Origin of the sequence: Maribacter antarcticus DSM 21422, assembly GCF_000621125.1 — a bacterium.
GTDB lineage: Bacteria > Bacteroidota > Bacteroidia > Flavobacteriales > Flavobacteriaceae > Maribacter > Maribacter antarcticus.
This window is the reverse complement of sequence record NZ_JHZC01000004.1, coordinates 35,720-58,064: the sequence shown is the minus strand read 5'-3', so window position 1 is coordinate 58,064 and position 22,345 is coordinate 35,720. Positions and strand designations below refer to the sequence as shown.

Sequence of the window (22,345 nt, the reverse complement as noted above, 5' to 3'; positions counted from 1 at the left end):
CTATGAACACAAGAAGAAACTTTATCAGAAAAACGAGCTTGGGAGTCCTTGCTCTTGGATTTTCAAATGAATTTATTTTTGCAAATGCAAAGACGGTACTTGAAAAAGACTTAAAAATTTCCCTTGCCCAATGGTCACTAAACAAGGCGTTTTTTGGTGGGGATTTGGATGCAGAGAATTTTGCTGCTATAGCAAAAAATACATTTGACATCAACGCTGTAGAATACGTGAATTCATTTTATAAAGAGCAGGCTACAGATGAGACTTTTTGGTCTATCATGAGAATGAAGGCAGAAGAAAATGGCGTTCGCAGCTTATTGATTATGGTAGATGAAGAAGAAAAATTAGGAGATTCGGATACCGGTAAAAGAAAAAAATCGGTAGAAGATCATTACAAATGGATCAACGCGGCAAAAATACTAGGGTGCCACTCTATTCGCGTAAACGCTTTTGGAGACGGTGCCCCAGATGAACTGGAAACCGCATTGGTAGATGGGCTAGGCCAACTAACAGAATACGCCGCTAAAGAAAATATAAATGTACTTCTAGAAAACCACGGCCTACACACTTCAAATGCCATGTACATGGCAGGTATAATAAAGCAAGTAGATAGCCCTTATTTAGGTACGCTACCAGATTTTGGTAATTGGTGCCTAAATGCCGAATGGGGCGGCACAAGTGAATCCCAGAACTGTACCAACATATACCCACCCGATGAAGGCTTAAAAGAATGGCTGCCTTTCGCCAAGGGGGTAAGTGCAAAGGCTTATGATTTTGATGCCGAAGGAAACGATACCGTTGTAGACTTCCCTAAACTACTTAAAATAGTAAAAGAGTCCGATTTTGACGGCCATATTGGTATTGAGTATGAAGGCGAAGGCATGAGCGCAACAGAAGGCATAAAAGCAACCAAAGCCTTGATTGAACGTGTTTGGAAGACGGTTTAGCACTATGTATTCATTTGAAAAATAGATGAGGATAGAATAAAATTGGCAGTGTTTATTTTTGCTACTGCTTAAATTGGAACAAATCAACCTCGCCCTTTTATTCTCAAAAATAACACGCTGATTATTAGAGATAACAATAAATAGAAGAGCTATAACCCGCTTCAACCTTCTTATAACTTAGTACGTTTAAAGCCAACAATTAGCTACTATTCTACTATTAAAGTTTGTACTTTATTTAAAAAACATGATTGAACTAATAAGAACCAACTCAGAAAATCTAGAATTTAAAAAGCTAGTCCAATTATTGAATTCTGATCTTGCAAAAAGAGATGGAAATACGCATTCTCTTTCTCAATTCAATTCTATTACCGATTTAAAATATGTCGTTTTAGCTTTAAAAGACGGAAAATCTATTGGTTGTGGGGCTGTCTCCATGTATGATTCTAGTTGCATGGAAATCAAAAGAATGTATGTTTCCCCTGAAGTTAGAGGCCAAAGAATTGGAGAAAAAATTCTCTCTGAATTAGAAGACTGGTCTAGAAAACTAGACCGTTTTAGATGTATACTCTTTACAGGTTCTAAGCAACCTGAAGCAAGTAACCTTTATCAAAGAAATGGGTACTATCCAATTGAGAAATATGGCACACTAAAGGATATTCCTGACAGCCTTTGTTTTGCAAAAGATTTATAATAAAAAGTTTAACATACAGCAAAGAAGTATATAGCGAATACTAATCTGCTACTTTTTATATTGCAAACGTTCAAGCCGATTGCAGGCAGAGATATCGTTCAGCTAGGAAATAGGACCATTCAATAGACGGGTAAAAATTCCAAAGTAGCGGTGGCGATACCATAGAACGATCCTCAAGAAAGAGATTTTAATCCGGTAACTTTGGGAAAACAATACTAAATATTTCGCCTTACTCTTAGTAGTACCTTCCTCGTTAAAGACAGGATAAAAGCGCTACGCGCGTCGTCTTAATCTCCTAATATATAGTATATTTATAAACGGCATAACCACCCAAAAGTAAGCGACCATAAGCCTAAACGCCCCGTTCGCTTTATACAAGGAAAATTAGCCTTTATTAAGAATAGCCATCAAACCAATGATTAAATTCCCTAGAACAATTCGCAGCCAAAAGCAAGCTTCCAATAAATACCTCATTCTGTGCTGCCTTTTAGTATTGGTGTCTGCTTGCCATACAAAGCCATTCGCTACATCATTTGACTATGGGACACAAAACGAGACAGCTAGGTCTTATTTTTTTAAGGGCTTTGAAGAAATATTGGATAATGGCCGGTGGACAGAATCTGAAGAAGCTTTTAGAAAAGCGGTTGAATTAGATCCGGATTGGATGCTAGGTAAGAGTTTAGTAGGTAGAATAACAAGAAGCCTAGAGGAGCGTACCGAACTATTGAACGAACTAGAATTAAAAAAAAATCAAACCGGCGAATATGAACGTCTATTACTGGATGTAAATCTACTTAGTCTTGAAGCAGCCAATAACAGAGACCAAGGAATTAAAAATTCAGAAATCTTTACAAAAAAGAGAAACCGGTTAGCTGAAAGGAACTTTGGAATAATTTCAAGAAAATTTCCAAAAGATAATTATTTTAAAGCTGAATATATAGAGTATTTACACCATAATTATGGTGCAAAAGTTGCGCTAGACTCCTTAAATACGTTGGCCACAGATGCTCAAATGAAATTGGGATTTTATATAAGTTACTCAGCTACGTTAGCATTGGAACTTGGAAATACGAAAAAAGCCCTTTCCCTTTCCACAGAATTAGATGAAACGCTTAACGACCCTTCATTTACCAGTCCGTTCATCCTAAAAGCTGAGATTTATCTTGCTCAAGATAGTTTAGTAAAGGCTAAGGACTATGCAGACAAAGTCGTGCAAATGGATTCAAATCACCTTATAGCTATCGGGCTACAGGCTACCATTAATAGTAGATTAGAAACTAAAAAGTAACAAAAAAGTTTACGCTGTGCATGAAATTATAACTCGTTCCACGCAATACTCATACCCAAATCGGTTGCCAATATCACGCCCAAGCTTAAACCAAATGATAAAATTCTTCAGAAAAATTCACCAGAATTTACTACACAAAACAGGTAAATATTTCATAAACCCCGCTAGATAAAGTACACACGTTATTATTGTTATTTTGATTGCCTTCACATCACTATTTAGGACCAAGAGCGTATCAATACTTCAAGCATCACGAACTTCTATTTGATTTTTAGTGGTAAGCTACCGCAGCTGAGTATAGACCACAGCGATAAACACAACGACTGCATATGCACAAAATTCAACCTATATTTATAACGTAAGCAAGCACATAACAACGATTACTAGTCAAAACACATCATTTGGTTTGTGAATTGGCCATCAACATGAGTATAGAAACCTATGAAGTGTACAGCATGTGCTTTAGTTTTGATTTTATTCAGGTATAACACAGAATCGAAAACCAAAACAGAAATAGGTGTACACAAGGAAACGTAATTGGAAACCGATACTGTTAACAGAATTGACAAATCTGTTCATGAAATGTGGAACAACTATCTAGCATCAAACCTAGAATATAAAGACGAAGAAATCCCAGAGTCCGAGTTTTTTTTATAATAATAGAGAAGATGCCAATCGACTGACGAAATGTACATTAAACAGAAAAAAGAAAACTTTTTCAGGACTGTTGAGTTTGTATAAGCATTATAATGTTGCTTTACCAAAAGTCGGAATAAAACAAAGTAAAACGGATTTTGATGGAAAAACAAAAGCGATAACAGAAAATATAAGTGTTCATACCATTCCGTATAATAAAATTTCCAAAGAGTATGCCGTATTGGATATGGAAACAACTATTGAATCACTTAAAAAATGGAAGAAAGCACATTGGGCCTTTTTTGAAAGCTTTTTGGGAAAAAGCGGAGCACAACCGACCGAAGAAATGCTAATCGTTTGTGTACGATTTGAAACAATCTGGCCAGAAAAACCCTGATTATTAGAATAAAGTTCAAAATCACCTTTACAGCACCTCTTTGCTAACCCCTGCTTTCTCTTAAAGCGTATAGCGCTGGTAGAGATGTCTAGGATTACCGATATGTAAAACAGAGAATTTTAGACCTACAAATTATTCAATTGATTGCTTTTCTTATCCTGGCTAATGGTCCAAAAGAAGCCTACAAAGAAAAAGGTGTCAGCAGTAGGGAGGATAGCCCTTCGGTCAAATGTACCATTCATATTAGGTGCATCTGCATATTGGTAGCCGTTTACATTATTGAAACCTAAAGCATTGTTAACCGAAAGGTAAAGTATCTTTTGTGGCGAAATCAAGTAGGCCCAGTTCAGGCTTAGGTTATTGAAGGATTTGGTGCGTTCCGCTAAAAACGCATCCGTATTTGGATTATCATAGGGCCGTCCAGAGCCATAATTGTAGGACAGACCCACTTGAGAACGCAAATCCGTAATAAAATACTTCCCCACGATGGATGCGCTGTTTTTTGGCGCAAAATTAGGGGTTGCGCTTTCCCTAAAATTTCGATAGTTACGCTGGGTATCCAGATAGGAATAGGATATCCAATAATCTAAATTTTTAATGCTTTTGTTGTCTCTCCAAAAAACATCAAGTCCGGCCGCATAGCCATCACCACCATTCGTATATTCAGAATTAAATTGTGGCATAACCGTGTTGAATTTTACTAAACCGTCGTAATCCTTGTAATATGCCTCTGCTCTAAACGTCTTTCCGTTATCAAGATACTGATAGTTAAAGATATAGTGTGCTGTTTTTTCGGTTTCCAAATTGGGTTGAAACTTTAGGTATTCGGTTACTGGATTCTGATAAAAGTCGCCATAGGCCAATGAAAACTGACCCTTTTCACCACTTTTATAGGCCAATGACAACCGTGGAGCTACTGATGTAGCATTTAATATGCTGCTGTGCTCTGCTCGTACACCAAGCTTCATGGCAAAAGAGTTGCTAAAAAACACATCTGCCTCTGCATAAGCCCCAAACAGATTATCATTAAAACCCGAATCCAGGCCATCACTATTTGGAGCACTAAACGTATCGGTATAATCGGTCATAAAATATTCGGTTCCAAATTGTAATTGAAACCGGTTGCTAAAATTCTTGTTCACCTTTACTTTTAAATGCGATGCCGTCTCATTCGTTGCAATCGTATTTTCCAAAATCCCTATATCGTTGGTGTCAATTGAAAGGCTGGCTCCACTGGTAATGGTCCAGTCATCCTCTAAAAAGTGTTTGTACGTACTATTGAAATAAAGATTGTTATTCTTTAACCTAAACCGCACGAAATCGTCAAAGTTGATATCTTCCTGGTCAATATCCAAAACGGAATGGTTAAACCCGCTGTATAGTTTAAACATGCTTTTCTCTCCTCTATTTCTAAAAACAGCCTCTCCTGATATAGATTCGAAGGGCCTATTCCATTGTATACCCTGATTGGATGGAATTAAACTTTCGTATGGTGCTAAATTGATATAAGAGGTATTGAAGCTCAAAGAGCTATTGCCCCAAATTTCTGTATGCCCAACGCCACCACCAACACTCATAATAGAAATATCCGTTTTTTCTTGATCTGGAATATCTGTCGTATTTAATAATAGCACACTAGACAGTCCCTGACCATATTCTGCGGAATACCCCCCAGTGCTAAACGTAATACCCTTGAACAAAAAAGGAGAAAACCGACCGCGTGTAGGGACATTGTTAGCCGTGGCATTAAAAGGTTGAAAAACGCGTTGACCGTCTATAAAAACTTGGGTTTCTTCCGCACTACCACCACGCACGAAAAGTCGTCCATCCTCATTTACCGCAGCTGTTCCCGGTAAGGTTTGTAAAGCCGCTACAAAATCACCCGCAGCTCCAGCAGTAGTAACAATATCCAAGGGTTTTAAAACAGAGGCCTTTGAATTATCGCCTGCCGTAAAACTACCTGCTGTTAGCGTAACGCCATTCAATTGGTTTATTGCTTCCTTAAGCACAATCCGCAAATCCTTCAAATAGGAGACATCGCCAGATTGCATGGCAACATCATAGGACATCATAGAAACAATCAAATTCTGAGTACCGGTTTCCATCGTCTCAAATTGAAAAGCGCCATTTATGTCTGTAGATGCGCCATCATAGGTTCCTTCCAAATATACATTGGCGCCGGCAATAGGATTGTTCTTTGTATCGGTCACGCTACCAGATATTCTTTGCTGTGCATTTACAAGGGTCGTCAAAAGAAATAAAAGTATTATCTGTACTGTTTTCATCGTTATGTAGTATTAATTGATGAAGCAAAAATGGGACAGACCAAGAGCCTAACATAATACGAGGTACCCAAGTGTTGATTATTTGGACTGAAATGTCGAAAATGAAATATGTAGATGTGAGATACTTGATACTGGGGATGGTATATCATTTTAAAGGAAGTTTTAACCACACCGCAAGCCTAATAGGATGATAAAACACGTCTCAAAATTGATTTATTTACAAGGGTTAGTACGTTCTGGTTGCTGAATTTAATTTGAACAGTTGTCGGATTTACCGTCTAAAGCAACAAGTCAAACAATACGGAGTAAAATAAGCTAAAAAATCAAATCGCTATCTGTTGTAAAACCCTTTCCAATAATGTATTTTTATGCTTGATACTTTAAATTTACTACCTTCAAAAACCGATAAGAATATGAACAAAATACTGGCGTTTTTTTCCTCCAAAATAGGCAAGGACTCTTCCGATTCCATTTCTCCATTAATGCAATGGTTGAACCCTTCTTTACAAAGTGCTGCGGAAGGCAAATTAGAATTTTTACATACAATACGTAAAGAAATGACCAATCCTATGCATATTCTACATGGAGGCATAACTGCTGCCATTATTGATGATGCCATTGGTGCAGCTGTGTATTCATTAGATAACACCCATGCCTTCACCACCGTAAATTTAAATGTAGATTATTTTAGTCCGGCAAAAGAAGGTGATCAAATTATCGCAGAAACCAATATCACAAAAAAGGGAAGGCAAATCATGAATGCAGAATGCCTTGTCTGGAACAGTGATAAAAGCAAACTTATAGCTAAAGGGAATTCTAATCTCATCAAGACCAAACTAAGCTTGCGTACTACCTAATTTAAGTGCTAAACACCAGAAGGGATTTAGACGTAAATATTTATCTTTAATAACATGGAAAAAAACCGAAGAAAATTTCTTAAAAATTTAGGAGCTGGCGTTGCAGGAACCGTAACGCTTCCATTACACAGTTGGGCAAATAGTTCCGAATCGTTAAGAACATCCATAAACCACCTTAAACAATTTCCGGATAAAAAAACAGAAGCATATTGGGAAACCGTAGCCGCTCAGTTTAAATTCGCAAAAGGAGTGCACTATTTTAACAATGCCTCTTTGGGAGCTTGCCCGCTACCAATTCGGGAAGCGACCAACGCCTTTAGAAACACCCTGGACGATTTCCCTTCTAAATATATGTGGGGAGGTTGGGATGCTGAAAAAGAAACAACTAGAAAAAAAGTAGCAGCCCTTTTTTCTGTTTCTGAAGAAGAAATAGCACTTATCCATAATACTACAGAAGGCATGAATCTCATTGCCCGTAGTTTGGAACTACATATAGACGATGAAGTGATACTAGCAGACCATGAGCATACCAGTGCCGTAGCACCTTGGACCGTTTGGCAAGCCGAAAAAGGCATAAAACTAATCCGCCCAATACTGCCCATTCTCCCAAAAACCAAAGAAGCTATTGTTTCTGTTTTTAGAAACGCAATTACCTCTAAAACGAAAGTCATCTCCCTCTGCCACATAGTCAACACGAATGGCATGATGCTTCCTATGAAGGAAATTTGTGATATGGCACACGAAAACGGGGTTTTAGTTGCCGTAGATGGTGCGCAGGGAGCAGGCATGGTACAAACTAATTTAAGAGAGATAGACTGCGATTTTTATACGGTAAGCGCACACAAATGGCTTTTTGCCCCAAAGGGTATTGGTATTTTTTATGCAAAGCAAGAAAAACAATCCCTACTTAAACCTTTAATAGTCGCCCGTGGTTACGAAGATAAAAGTATTAGACGTCTAGAAAACTATAACACCAGAAATCTTCCTGAACTCTTAGCCTTAGGTGCGGCTATGGATTACAGAAATGCAATTGGTGGTGATGTAATCCATAATAGGACTTACGAACTAAAACATTATTTCCTGGAAAAAATAAAAGAAAGCAAAGACATCATCCTAAAAACACCTTCTAATGACTACCTATCTGCGGGAATACAAGTTCTAGAAATAAAGGGGAAAAATGTACAAGAGGTAAAAGACACGCTGTTTAATACCTTCGGTATCGATTCTAGACCCATGTCCAAATTTGGACTAAATGCAGTGCGCTTGTCTTTTGCAATTTTCATAACTAAGAAGGATGTTGACATGTTAGTTGATGCGCTACACAGTATCGCAACAGGTTAGCATACGGAAGTAAAAACAGCTCCCCTTTGTAGCGATGAATAGGTAATTCCTAAAATCTCACTATGTGATTTTGAACCGCTATAATTGGAGTAAAAAATCAAAATAATCACTACCTTCAATAAAAATATTTTTACATGCTACGGAACACTATTAGCTTATTTCTCTTTCTATTCTTTTTTAGCTTTTTATCGGCACAAAACTCAGTTATCGGATTTAGTACTGATAACGCTTCGGAACAATTAAAATTAGAATCGGCCTTCGAAAAGAATCTGAATGCAACGAACTTGGACAATTGGATGCAACGGATGGCGGCTGAACCGCATTGGGTAGGTACCAAGTATGGGGAGGATAACGCCAAATGGATTCAAAAGCAATTCAAATCTTGGGGTTATGATGCCAAGATAGAAACCTATGATATCCTGTTTCCTTATCCTATAGAACGTGTGCTGGAGCTTTTAGGTCCTACTCCGTATAAAGCAAAACTCACCGCTGTTCCTGTAGATGGTGACCCATTTACCGCACAAGGCGATGCCCTACTGCCCAGCTATAATGCATTTTCCATAGATGGTGACGTTACCGCAGAACTAGTATTTGTAAATTATGGGATTCCAAAAGACTATGAAGAACTAGAAAAACTAGGTATTAGTGTAAAAGGTAAAATAGTAATTGCAAAATATCAAGGGTCTTGGCGCGGAATAAAACCGAAACTAGCGGCCGAAAATGGTGCTATCGGTTGTATCATTTATTCTGACCCACAGGATGATGGTTACGGACAAGGCGATGTATACCCGAAGGGTGCCTATAAGAACAAGACTGGAGTGCAACGTGGTTCGGTAATGGATATGCCTACCTATCCAGGTGATGTTTTGACTCCCGGCTATGCTGCCACGAAAGATGCAAAACGTTTAGACAGAAAAGACGCTCCTACGATTACAAAGATTCCAGTACTCCCTATTTCTTACGAAGACGCACAGCCTTTGTTAGCAGCTTTGGAAGGTCCTGTCGCACCTACTTCATGGCGCGGCGGATTGCCCATTACTTATCACATTGGCCCAGGCCCAGCAAAAGTGCATTTGAAACTGACTTTTGATTGGAAATTGGTACCGGCGCACAATGTAATAGCTACAATGAAAGGAACAGATTTTCCGGATCAATGGGTAATGCGCGGAAACCACCACGATGCTTGGGTACATGGAGCAAATGATCCTGTTAGCGGAATGGTAGCGCTAATGGAAGAAGCAAGGGTAGTTGGCGAACTAGCAAAAAATGGTCAAAAACCGAAACGCACGGTGGTCTACTGCGCATGGGACGCTGAAGAACCAGGTCTAATAGGGTCTACAGAATGGGTCGAAGACCATAAAAAAGAGTTGCAACAAAAAGTAGTGGCCTATATCAATACCGATGGAAACGGCCGAGGGTTTCTGGGAGCCGGAGGTTCACACTCCCTTCAGGCGATGGTAAAAGAAGTTGCCGGCACGGTGAAAGACCCACAAACAGGGGTATCCATAAAAGAACGGAAGATTGCGAAGCAAATGGTTAGCGGTGGCGAAGACACCTTTAGTCTGTATGCCCTTGGTTCTGGTTCCGATTATACTCCTTTTATACAGCATGCGGGCATCGCGTCCTTAAATTTAGGATTTGGTGGAGAAAATGGCGGCGGTGAATACCACACCATTTACGACACCTATCCGCACTACAAGCGTTTTAAAGACCCAAACTTTGCCTATGGTGTTGCCTTGGCAAACACCGCCGGAAGAATTACCCTTCGGTTGGCTAACGCGGACGTACTTCCCTTCGATTTTAAGGAATGGTATACCACCGTGTCAGGATATTGGGAAGAAATTAAAACAGACGCTGACCAAATGCGAAAGGCAGTTGAAAAACATAATAAGCTGGTAAAAAGCAATGCGTTCGTTTTGGCATCAGACCCACAAAAGGAATTCAATGAACCCGCAGCTAAGAAGGATGTTCCATACCTCAACTTTGCTCCCGTACAAAATGAACTAGCTTCATTAAATACTACAATAAAGATGCTTTCCTTAACCAACGGTATTCAAATTTCAAAAGCGAAACAAGAGGAATTAAATCAAAAATTGATTGGTGCAGAGCGTATGCTAACGGCAGAAAAGGGTTTGCCAAGAAGACCTTGGTTCAAACATCAAATATATGCTCCTGGATTTTATACCGGATATGGGGTAAAGACACTTCCGGGCGTTCGGGAAGCGATTGAACAAAAAGATTGGAAAGAGGCGCAGGAACAAATAACGGTTTTAAGCAATACCTTGCAAAGCTTCAATAATTTCCTTGCCGAGTTAAACGCTATCATAAGGTAAATAAAATGGAATCGAACTACATAAAAGTATACAGTGGCAACGCATTAATTGGAAAACGTATCGCGTTAGAATTACAGGAACTTGGCATCGCACCGATTATTAAAGACGAAGGAGAATCTGCGCGACTCGCTGGTTTCGCTTCCTCCATGTTAGGCAATGTAGAACTGCACGTAAACCAAGACGAAAAAGAAAAAGCGCTAGGCGTAGTGGCCAGAATAACTACTAAAGAATAGGGTGTTAATTAGCGATTGGCATAATCTCCAATTTTCTAAATTCTACAGGACCATGATCTCCTTGTATCATAATTGGGCCTGGCGCAGCTTCATCATTATCCAAGGCACCCCCAGTCATTCCCGGTATGTTCTGTTCGGAAATGATTGTTTTACCATTGGCCACAATTGTTACTTTTCTGCCAATCAAAGTGATAGCATAGGTTTGCCATTCCCCTGCTCCTTTAGCTACCATTTGGTTGGGTGTAAGAAGACCGTAAACGCCTCCAAACAAAATAGAGGAAGCTTCTGCCCCTTTGTTATCGGCTATCTGCACCTCATAGCGTCCTCTAAGATAAAGACCGCTATTGCTGCCTTCCGGATATCTAAATTCTGCCTGCAATTTAAAATCAGTGAATTTTTCTTTCGTTACCAAATTCACACCCGCTTTAGCGCTTGTTAAGATTCCGCCCGTTATCGTCCATTGGTTTTCCTTCTCAGGGTTCCATCCCGCTAAATCCTTCCCGTTAAAAAGTTTTTGTGCTTTACCCCATTTAGGATTATCATTTACCACAAGTATAGGCGCTCTGGTTGCGGTCCAATCATAGCTTTTACCATCCGTATAAATCATGGTACCCTTTAAACCTTCTCCTTCTTTTTTACCTCTAAATTCCATATCGGAAGCTCCTTCCTCCCACTGGGGTGGAATCGAAAAGTAAAACACATCATCAAATTGTTGCACTTCGGCTATGGGCCGGGCACTTCCCATAGCGTAGGTAAACCTACCGATCAAAGTATTTCTACCAGAATGGCTGATTTCCAACCAAGAAGGAAGTTCTTTTCCTTCATACGATACAGTCATGTTCCAAGTGCCTTCTAAAGAATCGGCATCTTGCGCATAAGTAGTACTAAGGCTCATTACTAAGACAACTACAAAGGGCATCAAACAGCTTAGGGAAATATTTTTCATCATCGTATACATTTTGCTCAAATATACTATTTATAGCAATTATGATTTCAAAATTAGTATAAATGCTCCTCTTTCCTGTAAACCGATACTGAAATAGCCCTTATTACCTAGCGAAGCACAAGCAGGCTAAATATTAAAAGAATCAAGGAACAGTAAGTAAAACTAAACGCACAAAAGCAATCTTTTAGTCTCACTTTTTTAAAACCGCCCTAAATCCTCGATACCAGCAATAGCTTTTTTAAAGTCAGCCATGAGTTCTTGAATAATACTGACAGCAGGTTTAATATCATGAATAAGTGCAGAAACCTGGCCAATTTCTAATTCTCCTTCTTCCATATCACCCTCGAACATTCCTTTTTTGGCTCGGGCACGACCTAGCAATTGTTTCAACTGTTCGGGAGAATACCTATTGGCATATCCGTTTTGCACATCCTCGTAAAACTTATTTTTCAACAGACGCACAGGTGCCAATTCTTTTAGCGTAAGTTGGGTGTCTCCCTCCTTAGCTTCCACTACTTTTGTTTTGAAAAGGGCATGCGAGGAAGCTTCAGTGCTCGCTACAAACCGGCTTCCAATCTGTACGGCATCAGCGCCTAAAACCATCGCAGCGAGCATAGCTTCGCCAGTTCCAATGCCACCAGCGGCAATCAACGGAATTTTAATGTGTTCTTTTACGGAGGGGATCAACACCAAGCTAGTGGTCTCATCTCTTCCATTATGTCCCCCTGCTTCAAAACCTTCCGCTACCACTGCATCTACGCCAGCAGCTTCGGCTTTTAAGGCAAAGGCAACACTGCTAACCACATGCACGACTATAATTCCATTTTCTTTTAGATACGAAGTCCATGTTTTGGGATTCCCTGCGGATGTGAAGACAATCTTAACCCCTTGATTAACGATAATGTCTATCAATTTTTCAATATCAGGATAGAGCATAGGAACATTAACTGCAAAAGGCTTATCTGTAGCTAGTTTACATTTTTGAATGTGTTCCCTAAGCACGTCAGGATACATGCTTCCTGCACCTATGATACCCAAACCACCTGCGTTGGAAACCGCAGATGCCAAATGCCAGCCACTGGCCCATATCATTCCCGCTTGTATGATTGGATATTCAATACTAAAAAGTTCAGTTATTCTATTGGACATCACTCTTGGATTTTATAGTTACACAAAAACAATAAGATTGTTTGTTTTAGGAAATAACTCCGGAACCTATTAACTCATCATCTAGATACCAAGCTACAAACTGACCTTCCTGAATAGCGGATTGCGCCACTTCAAAATCGACATACATACCCCCTGCTACTTTATATAGTATAGCTTTTTGCAATTCTTGTCGGTATCGTATTCGAGCTAGAACCCGAAGTTCTCCAGCTATAACCAAACTCAAGTCTGGACGCACCCAGTGCAGTTCGGCATCGTTGACGAACAAAGTACGCCTATATAATCCGGGATGCGCCTTGCCTTCGCCAGTATAAATAATATTTTCCTTTACATCGGTTTCAATCACAAACAACGGCTCTTTAGTTCCACCTACATGTAAACCTTTGCGCTGCCCCTTGGTAAAATAATGGGCGCCTTGGTGTTCTCCCACTACCCTTCCATCTTCCAAGTGATAATTTACCTTTTCCGCATAAAAAGCCAACTCTTCTGCCCTATTGGAAAAGGTTGGTACCGCACGTTGGTATGCCGCAACAGTAGCTGGTACCTGAACAATTTTACCAGTCTTGGGTTTTAATTGTTGTTGCAGAAAATCTGGTAGGCGCACTTTTCCAATAAAACAAAGACCTTGGGAATCCTTCTTGTCTGCTGTAACCAAACCCATCTTGGTAGCTATCTCTCGGACCTTAGGCTTTGTTAATTCACCAATAGGAAATACCGTTTTAGATAATTGTGCTTGGGACAACTGACATAAAAAATACGACTGATCCTTGTTACCGTCCTTTCCTGCCAAAAGTTGATATCTTTTAATTCCATCTTTATCTTCCAAAACACCTTTTCTACAATAATGTCCGGTAGCCACAAAATCAGCTCCCAGCTGTAATGCAATTTTCATAAAAACATCAAATTTGATTTCTCGGTTGCACAAGACATCAGGGTTAGGCGTGCGACCCATTTTATACTCGCGGAACATATAGTCTACAATTCGTTCCTTATACTCTACACTTAAATCTACTGTTTGAAAGGGAATACCTAATTTCTCCGCCACGATAAGGGCATCGTTACTATCTTCCAACCAAGGACACTCCTCGGAAATGGTTACAGAGTCGTCGTGCCAGTTCTTCATAAAAAGACCTATAACTTCATAACCCTGTTCCTTTAATAAGTAAGCGGCTACGCTAGAATCTACACCTCCTGACAATCCTATCACTACTTTTTTCATATACCCTGTTTGTCGCTACAAAAATACAAAATTACACCTAGGATATAATGCATATTAATAGATGTAAACGACACCCTATATGTAGAGGAAATAGAAGAGACCAAACTTTATAGAACTTGGATGCTTTAAATTAACAGGCCTTGATATTTTCAATTCATTATGTTAAACTTTTCAAAAAATTAAGTAAACAAAAGCAACCTTATAAAGAAAGAGGCATCTAGGTAAAAGTAAGGTTAAATAGTTTCAACAATTAAATATAAAACGACGTAAACTCAGTATTATTTGCATTTTAACCTTGGAACGAAATTTAACAAACCTTTAAACACTTTAACTAAATGTGTTTAAATTTTTACCTAAACTATTAAACAATTTAATTTAAATCATTTACTTATGAAGAACTTATTAAGAATTTTAAAGCCTACTTTATTCGCATTTTTGCTCGTTTTTGCAATCTCTTGTGACAACGATGATGATAACCCACCGCAAGTTCCTGCTCTAGATATTATTGGACTGGCTTCCGGGACTGACGAGCTAAGTAATTTGGTTGCTGCTATCACTAAAGTTAATCTAGTTGAAACATTACAAGGTCCAGGACCTTTTACGGTCTTCGCACCAAATGATGCTGCCTTTGAAGCCTTTCTATCCGCTAATGGTTTTGCTGACTTAGATGCTGTTCCAAATGATGTGCTCACCCAGGTTTTATTAAATCATGTCGTAAGCGGTAATCTTCTTTCTGGCGCCTTAACTACAGGATACGATTTATCTTCGCTAGCCTCTGGTACTGGAGATAGAAATTTAAGTCTATTTGTAGATACTTCGGATGGAGTAAAAGTAAACGGCTCAACCGTTGTAGCCCCTAACCGTATAGCTACAAATGGAACTGTACATATTGTGGATGCAGTAATCGGATTACCTAATGCTGTAAACTTTGTTACTTTAAACCCTGCTTTAAGTTCGTTAGCTACCGCTTTAACCAGCGCAACTCCTGACACCGATTTTGCAACCATACTTTCCGGAGATGGTCCTTTTACAATTTTCGCACCTACAAATGCCGCTTTTGATGAATTGTTAGGAAGATTGGATGGTTTTGATTCTTTGGATGATTTCAGTACACCAGAGTTACAAACGGTTTTAGCGACTATTCTACAGTATCATGTAGTAAGTGGAGCAGCTGTAGGCGCTGGTGATTTGAGTAACGAACAAGTTATTGCTACCCTACAAGGAGAAGATTTGGTTGTAAACATTGACGGTACTACCGTTTCTTTTTTAGATGGGGATATAGCTCAACCAGCAACAGTTGCCATTGCTGATATCGTTGCCAGTAATGCCGTTATCCATGCAGTGGATAAAGTATTACTTCCACAATCAATTGTAGATGCGCTAGAAGGCGTATTGTTAAGCACAATTACAGATATTGCCATTGCAACTCCTGCGTTAAGTAATTTAGTAGCGGCTTTAGTAGCTGCTGATGGAGATTTACCAACTGTATTAAGAGGTGCAGGACCGTTTACAGTATTTGCTCCTACAGATGATGCTTTCGCTGCCTTCTTAGAAGCAAACGAATTTGCTACCCTAGCGGATGTTCCTGTTGATGTCTTGACTCAAGTTTTATTGAATCATGTTGTTGGCGGTGCTAATTTCGCTGCGGACTTGACTACTGGTTACGTTTCTACCTCAGCTACAGCAGGACCCGATGCAACTGCGCTTAGTATGTTTATAAATACGGCTGACGGTGTAATACTTAATGGTGGTTTAATGAATTCTGGAGCAGCAGTTGCAACAGCAGATATTAAAGCTAGCAACGGCGTTGTTCACGTAGTAGACGGAGTTATTGGACTTCCAAACGTTGTTAACCATGCAGTAGCAAATCCTAACTTCTCTACGCTAGTAAATGCATTGACAACATTAACACCTGCTACTGATTTTGCCGGAATACTTTCACGTACAGAAGGGGAAAATGAAGATGGTATAAATCCTGCTTTTACTGTCTTTGCTCCAACCAACGCTGCTTTTGCCGCATTGGATGCAGTCCCAGCAGAAGAGACACTTACCCAAGTATTACTTCACCATGTAGTAGCTGGGGCAAATGTGCGTTCTGAAGCGTTAACTCCAGATGGAGAAACAGTAGCTACAACGCTTGAAAATGACGATATCACAATAACATTACCTGGAACGGGAGATAACATTGGAGATATCCAAGACGGTACAGGAAATACGGATATTGGCATTATCGCTGTCGACGTTCAAGGTACTAACGGCGTTATACATGCAATAAATAAAGTAATGATTCCCAATACGACGAACAACAACTAAAATTTAAGTTTTAGTTCAAAAAGAAAAAGCCGCTTTAACAGCGGCTTTTTTTATGCAAAATTTTTAATGATTGCCCTTATTGTGTAAATTTTGTTAAACTTTTATAAATATTTAATAAACAAAAGCAACCAATCTCATTTTGATACATCTCTTATTTATAAATGAACAAAAAGATTGAATTATTTTAACTAATGAGTATTTATTGACATTTAAAGGATGATGACTCCACAAAAACTATAAGATGTTGAACAATGCTTTAATTATAATTCCATTTACTAGTTCTATTTTATTATTAATAAGTTAAACAATTTACCTAAAACACACATTATGAAAAAAGTAGTATCTATTAAAAGTTTACTAACGCTCTTGGCGGTTGTTTTTGTTGCGTGGTCTTGTGACAATAACGACAACAATGACACTGCCAAATCCCTAGAAGAAAAGAACATTGTAGAAACAGCTATCGCCGAGGAAGCACTCTCCTCCTTAGTATCCGCTTTGTCTACTGCCGATAATTCGGAAGGAACAGACCTTATAGGCACGTTAAGTGGTGCGGGCCCTTTTACCGTTTTCGCACCGACGAATGCTGCATTTGCAGCCTTACTACAATCTTTGGACGGATTTGAATCCTTAGAAGATTTTGACACAGATGAGGAAAGAGCAATACTTACGACCATACTAACGTATCATGTAGTTGCTGGTGTTGAAGCAAAATCTACAGATTTAACCGAAGGACAAACGATTGCAACCTTCCAAGGAGAGGAAGTAAGCGTTAGCCTTCAAGGCGGGGTGTTCATAAAAGACAAACAAGCCGAAGACGTACAAGCGGCGGAAGTAATTATTGCAGATGTAGTAACAAACAATGGCGTTGTTCATGTTATAGATAGAGTATTGTTACCACAAGCGATTATAGATGCTTTGAATAATGGTGAAATGATTAATGAGGTTGGAACACTCGTAGACTTGGTAGTAGCTACCGAAGCACTTTCAGTTTTAGAAGCTGCGGTCATCAAAGCAGGATTGGCAGAAACACTATCCTCTGAAGGCCCATTTACAGTTTTTGCCCCTACAGATGATGCCTTTATTGCACTATTAGCAGTTTTAGGTGATGACTACAATAGTTTGGACGATTTTGATGAAGAAGCTGAAATTGCCTTATTAAGAGATATATTATTGTACCATGTTATTGCTGCTCAGGTAAATGCAGCCGATTTAGCAGCGGGTATGGTTCCAACGGCACTCGCAGAAAATAATTTAGAAGTTATTGCTTCTGGTGATACCTTTGTTATCGGAGATGCTTCGCAAACAGATGCAAATATTACCGGAACAGATATCATGGCCTCCAACGGAGTAGCACACACGATAGATAAAGTTTTATTACCACAATCCGCAATTGACTTCGTAGCAAGTATTTCGCTTAAGAATATAGTAGACACGGCTGTTGCAACCGACAATTTAAGTTTGCTAGTAGCCGCTTTAATTCAGGCTGATGCAGGATTGGTAGAAACATTGAACGGCGATGGTCCTTTTACGGTATTCGCTCCAACCAACGCTGCATTTGTAAGTCTTTTAGAAACTTTAGGTGAGGATTTTAATAGCCTTTCTGATTTTGATACCGAAGCTGAAAAAGCATTATTAGTTAAAGTATTGACCTATCACGTAGTTGCTGGTACAGCTGCCTTCTCTCCAGATTTGAGTGATGGTCAAAGCATTGAAACCTTCCAAACGGAAAAAGTTGGTATTCGTATTGTTGATGGTAGTGTACAAATTGTTGACGCTACAGAAACAAACGCCAACGTAATTGCTGCTGATGTTAAGGCTAGTAACGGAGTGGTGCACATTATAGACAAAGTATTGCTTCCCCAAGAAGTATTGGACCTTCTTACCGAAATGAGCTTAAAGACAATTGTTGAAATCGCAGTTGAAACCGATGACCTAAGTCTTTTAGTAGAAGCTTTGGTACAAGCTAATGCTAGCTTGGTAGAAACCCTAGGAACAGACGGGCCGTTTACCGTTTTTGCACCCACTAACGCAGCTTTTGTTGCACTATTAGGAGTATTGGGAGATGACTTCAATAGTCTTGCTGATTTTGATACCGAAGCAGAAAAAGCTTTATTAGTTAAAGTATTGACCTATCATGTCGTTGCTGGTACGGCTGCTTTTTCTACCGATTTAAGCAATGGTCAAAACATTGAGACCTTTCAAAGTGAAAATGTTGGCATCAACATTAAAGATGGTACCGTGCACATCGTAGACGCAACAGAAACAAATGCTACCGTAACTACTGCAGATGTAAAAGCTAGCAATGGCGTAGTACATATTATAAATAAAGTATTACTTCCGCAAGAAGCATTAGATCTTCTTGCTCAAATGAGCTTGAAAACCATTGTTGAGATAGCTGTAGCCACCGATGACCTTAGCCTATTGGTTAATGCCTTAGGACAAGCTGATGCAGGATTAGTTGAAACCTTAAGTGGTGACGGTCCTTTCACAGTATTCGCTCCTACAAATGCAGCTTTTGTTGACCTATTGAACGCTTTAGGTAATGATTTCCATAGCCTTGCAGATTTTGATACAGAAGCTGAAAAGGAATTATTGGTTAAAGTGTTAACCTACCATGTGGTTGCAGGTACTGCAGCATTCTCTACAGATTTAATGGATGGTCAAAATATTGGTACCTTCCAAGGAGAGAATGTAGGTGTCAATATTAAGAATGGTACAGTTCATATAGAAGATGCTACGGAAAACAATGCAACCGTTGTTCTTGCAGATGTTGCAGCAAGTAACGGTGTAGTACATGTAATCAACAAAGTATTATTGCCACAAGAGGTATTGGACATTTTAAACCCACCGGTACCGAATATCGTTGAAACTGCACAAAGTGTTGCCGACCTTAGCTTATTGGTAGCTGCTTTAGTACAAGCCGATGCCGGATTGGTAGAGGCGTTGAGCGGAAATGGTCCGTTTACAGTTTTTGCTCCATCAAACGCGGCTTTTACTGATTTACTAGATGCCTTAGGCACTGATTACCATAGCCTTGCAGATTTTGATACAGCTCAGGAAAAGGCCTTATTAGCTAGGGTATTGACCTACCATGTTGTATCTGGAGCAGCAGTCGCGTCTACGGACTTATCGAATCACCAAGAGATAGTAACGGTACAAGGCGAATCTTTATTCGCGATACTTGGACACGGTGTTCAAATACGCGATAAGTCTACTATAGATGCTAATGTAACTACAGCAGATGTAATTGCTAGCAACGGTATTGTTCATATTGTTGACAAGGTATTACAGACTCAAGAAATAGTGGATATCTTAAACCCATCACACTAAGTAAAATATAGTGCATCTCAGATTCATTTTTAAAAGCCTCTTCATTTGTGGAGAGGCTTTTTTTAGTTACACATAATTTTATACAACAGAAGTAGATAGGTTAGCATACAAATACAAGCACTTTACAACTCAATTTTTTTTTAAGTGGAAATAAGGGCCATATTTACGACCCCAAATCTTATCAAACCAAACCTTAATTAATGGTAAAAGCCGCTACAATTTGTAGCGGCTTTTTCTGTTTGTTATTACATTAAACTAAAAGATGTAAGTATCTCCTTTTATTCAAGACTACTCTGCGGATAATGCGAGACAATTTACTACCTTAATATAGAAATTAAGACCAATGGCTTTCTTTATGAGTGGTGCATTCTGAACAATAAAGCAACGAAATAACAAGTTTAGTTATCCTCGTAATTATGATTATTTCCAAATAAACAGCCTGAGCTTATTTCTTTTTCTTCGTCTCCGCTTGCTCCATCACTTCGCGCATTTTTCGCTGAAACTTATTTTCTTTCTTGGGTTTCTTTTTATTCTCCTGTATCTGTGCGTGTATTTTATCATTATCCAAGATAAAATTCTTGATGACTAACATAATACCAATCGTAATCATATTGGACACAAAATAATACAAACTTAATCCACTCGCATAGTTGTTAAAGAAGAACAACATCATAAAAGGCATTAAATACATGATGAATTTCATGTTAGGCATACCAGGCTGTGTTGGCATATTTTGCCCTGTGGTCATCATCATATAAAAGAAAATGGCAATAGAGGCTAATATGGGAAACAGACTCACGTGATCGCCGTAATAAGGAATGGTGAAAGGTAATTCTAATACCGTATCAAAAGAGGATAAATCATCTGCCCACAAAAATGGTTTTTGTCGTAATGCGAATGATGTTGGGAAAAACATAAACAGGGCATAGAATATTGGCATTTGCAGGAATGCCGGCACACAACCACTCATGGGACTCACCCCGGCTTTGCCATACAACTTCATGGTTTCCTGTTGCTTTTTCATGGCGTTATCCTTGAGCTTCTCGCCCAGCTCCGTGATTTCTGGTTTTAACACCTTCATCTTTGCCTGTGACAAATACGATTTATACGTTACGGGAGACATAGCCAAACGCACCAAAATAGTCATGATTATAATAGCGATTCCGGCAGGTAACATGCCACCTAAAAAGGAATAAAACGGTGTAAATACATATCGATTGATCCAACCAAAAATTCCCCATCCAAAAGGGATGGAATCCACAAGACCCAAATCCTCATATTCTGAAAGCACTTCTATATCTGTAGGACCAAAATACCAGTGCATATTTTTAGAGAGCTCCCCTCCTTTTACCTCTAAAGGCAAAATAGAAGCATATTCTTTTGTAAAACCAAAAGTTTTGCTTTCTTCTTCAACCAAGTTTTTAGAAGTAAAATCTCCAGTTTTAAATGGCTCGTCGGCAGCTAAAATAGTACTAAAAAAATGCTGTCGGTAAGAAATCCATTTGATATCTTCCTCCAATTCTTCATCATCACTTCCTTCGGAAAGCTTACTTATCTTATCGTCCTCGTGATTGTATGTTAACCTCGTATATCTATTCTCATAAACAATACTTTTAGAATGTCTTATCGCCTTTAAACTCCAATCTAAGGAAACTGGTTTACCATCGGAAATCACCCTATCCAAGCCTTGACTCCTAATGGTAAAATCGACCAAATAATCATCTGGTTTTATTTCATATCGGTATTCTAAATACTGATTGTTAGCCGTCTTTGCTTTTAAAGAAAGTACTTGATTGTTTCCAGAGCTAGTCATAGAAGGTTCAAAGTATAAATCCTTGGTATTCAAAACACGATTATCCGTAGTAGAAAAAGAAAGTCCAAAAGAAGCATTACCATCTTTAATTAAATACACAGGAATAGAATCGTAAGTCACAAAATTCTTCATTTTCGCCTCTACGATGTGTCCTCCTTTATGATTTATCTTTAAATACAGTACTTCATTTTCCAAGACTGTAGTTCCCGCGGTTGGCGCAGTAAATCCAAACGCTCCAATCTGACTTTTGTAACTGGCTACGGCTGTTGAGTCAGTCACATCCAGCATCGGTGTTTCATTCTGCACTGGCGCTACCGTCGTTGTCGCTGCAGCTACTTCGGAAGCATCAAGCTGTTCCTGTTGCGCTTCTTTCTCTGCTATCTCCTCCGGTGTTGGTCGGTTTTGATAAAACATAAAGATGAGTATTCCAAAAATTAGCACAAAACCAATTATAGATTTGACATCCATTTTCTTTTCTTCCATCTAAAAAAATATCTCGTTAATTAAGGTAATCTTCCGGTTTATACTCTTAAACCTATTTTCGTAAGC

At 39.0% G+C, this 22,345-nt stretch carries 15 protein-coding genes; 10 read left to right on the top strand and 5 right to left on the bottom strand.

Annotated elements, in window-relative coordinates; all coding sequences use genetic code 11:
* Nucleotides 1-2 precede the first annotated feature (2 nt).
* From Q360_RS0100250 to Q360_RS26400, 4 genes are all read left to right on the top strand, one after another.
* Nucleotides 3-947: a sugar phosphate isomerase/epimerase family protein gene (locus Q360_RS0100250; RefSeq protein ID WP_027075301.1), complete on the top strand. Its 945-nt coding sequence runs from the start codon at nt 3-5 to the stop codon at nt 945-947.
* Nucleotides 948-1,191: 244 nt separating this feature from the next.
* Nucleotides 1,192-1,638 carry a GNAT family N-acetyltransferase gene (locus Q360_RS0100245; protein ID WP_027075300.1) on the top strand — a complete coding sequence of 149 codons (447 nt, stop codon included), beginning with the start codon at nt 1,192-1,194 and terminating at the stop codon, nt 1,636-1,638.
* 415 nt (nt 1,639-2,053) lie between these two features.
* Nucleotides 2,054-2,926 carry a hypothetical protein gene (locus Q360_RS0100240; protein WP_027075299.1) on the top strand — a complete coding sequence of 291 codons (873 nt, stop codon included), beginning with the start codon at nt 2,054-2,056 and terminating at the stop codon, nt 2,924-2,926.
* Between the two features lie 727 nt (nt 2,927-3,653).
* A complete protein-coding gene (locus Q360_RS26400; protein ID WP_245603097.1) occupies nt 3,654-3,959 on the top strand; it encodes an ASCH domain-containing protein in 306 nt (101 codons plus the stop codon).
* Nucleotides 3,960-4,084: 125 nt separating this feature from the next.
* On the opposite strand, the gene Q360_RS0100230 is transcribed toward Q360_RS26400, so the two are convergent.
* Complete coding sequence (locus Q360_RS0100230; protein ID WP_027075298.1) at nt 4,085-6,244, bottom strand: TonB-dependent receptor; 2,160 nt, start codon at nt 6,242-6,244, stop codon at nt 4,085-4,087.
* Between the two features lie 413 nt (nt 6,245-6,657).
* Here Q360_RS0100230 and Q360_RS0100225 point away from each other — a divergent pair, with 413 nt between their 5' ends.
* The 4 genes from Q360_RS0100225 (at nt 6,658) to Q360_RS0100210 (ending at nt 11,008) form a co-directional block, all read left to right on the top strand.
* The gene (locus tag Q360_RS0100225; RefSeq protein WP_027075297.1) at nt 6,658-7,101 is read left to right on the top strand and encodes a PaaI family thioesterase; all 444 of its coding nucleotides are present in this window, start codon (nt 6,658-6,660) and stop codon (nt 7,099-7,101) included.
* A 54-nt stretch (nt 7,102-7,155) separates the two neighbouring features.
* Complete coding sequence (locus Q360_RS0100220) at nt 7,156-8,442, top strand: aminotransferase class V-fold PLP-dependent enzyme (RefSeq protein ID WP_036194671.1); 1,287 nt, start codon at nt 7,156-7,158, stop codon at nt 8,440-8,442.
* A 134-nt stretch (nt 8,443-8,576) separates the two neighbouring features.
* Nucleotides 8,577-10,775, top strand: a complete 2,199-nt coding sequence (locus tag Q360_RS0100215; RefSeq protein WP_027075295.1) for a transferrin receptor-like dimerization domain-containing protein — start codon at nt 8,577-8,579, stop codon at nt 10,773-10,775.
* Between the two features lie 5 nt (nt 10,776-10,780).
* On the top strand, nt 10,781-11,008 hold the full coding sequence (locus tag Q360_RS0100210) for a putative signal transducing protein (RefSeq protein WP_027075294.1): 228 nt from the start codon (nt 10,781-10,783) through the stop codon (nt 11,006-11,008).
* 4 nt (nt 11,009-11,012) lie between these two features.
* Here the strand turns inward: Q360_RS0100210 and Q360_RS0100205 are convergent, their stop codons facing one another.
* From Q360_RS0100205 to mnmA, 3 genes are all read right to left on the bottom strand, one after another.
* Nucleotides 11,013-11,957, bottom strand: a complete 945-nt coding sequence (locus Q360_RS0100205; protein ID WP_027075293.1) for a 3-keto-disaccharide hydrolase — start codon at nt 11,955-11,957, stop codon at nt 11,013-11,015.
* A gap of 195 nt (nt 11,958-12,152) precedes the next feature.
* The gene (locus Q360_RS0100200) at nt 12,153-13,103 is read right to left on the bottom strand and encodes an NAD(P)H-dependent flavin oxidoreductase (RefSeq protein WP_027075292.1); all 951 of its coding nucleotides are present in this window, start codon (nt 13,101-13,103) and stop codon (nt 12,153-12,155) included.
* Between the two features lie 46 nt (nt 13,104-13,149).
* Nucleotides 13,150-14,340, bottom strand: coding sequence for a tRNA 2-thiouridine(34) synthase MnmA (gene mnmA / locus Q360_RS0100195; protein ID WP_027075291.1), 1,191 nt, complete (start codon nt 14,338-14,340; stop codon nt 13,150-13,152).
* 390 nt (nt 14,341-14,730) lie between these two features.
* Here mnmA and Q360_RS0100190 point away from each other — a divergent pair, with 390 nt between their 5' ends.
* Both Q360_RS0100190 and Q360_RS21815 read left to right on the top strand, forming a co-directional pair.
* Nucleotides 14,731-16,653: a fasciclin domain-containing protein gene (locus Q360_RS0100190; protein WP_027075290.1), complete on the top strand. Its 1,923-nt coding sequence runs from the start codon at nt 14,731-14,733 to the stop codon at nt 16,651-16,653.
* A gap of 327 nt (nt 16,654-16,980) precedes the next feature.
* Nucleotides 16,981-19,983 carry a fasciclin domain-containing protein gene (locus Q360_RS21815; RefSeq protein ID WP_084273320.1) on the top strand — a complete coding sequence of 1,001 codons (3,003 nt, stop codon included), beginning with the start codon at nt 16,981-16,983 and terminating at the stop codon, nt 19,981-19,983.
* A 445-nt stretch (nt 19,984-20,428) separates the two neighbouring features.
* On the opposite strand, the gene yidC is transcribed toward Q360_RS21815, so the two are convergent.
* Nucleotides 20,429-22,279, bottom strand: coding sequence for a membrane protein insertase YidC (gene yidC / locus Q360_RS0100180; RefSeq protein WP_027075289.1), 1,851 nt, complete (start codon nt 22,277-22,279; stop codon nt 20,429-20,431).
* Between the last annotated feature and the right edge of the window lie 66 nt (nt 22,280-22,345).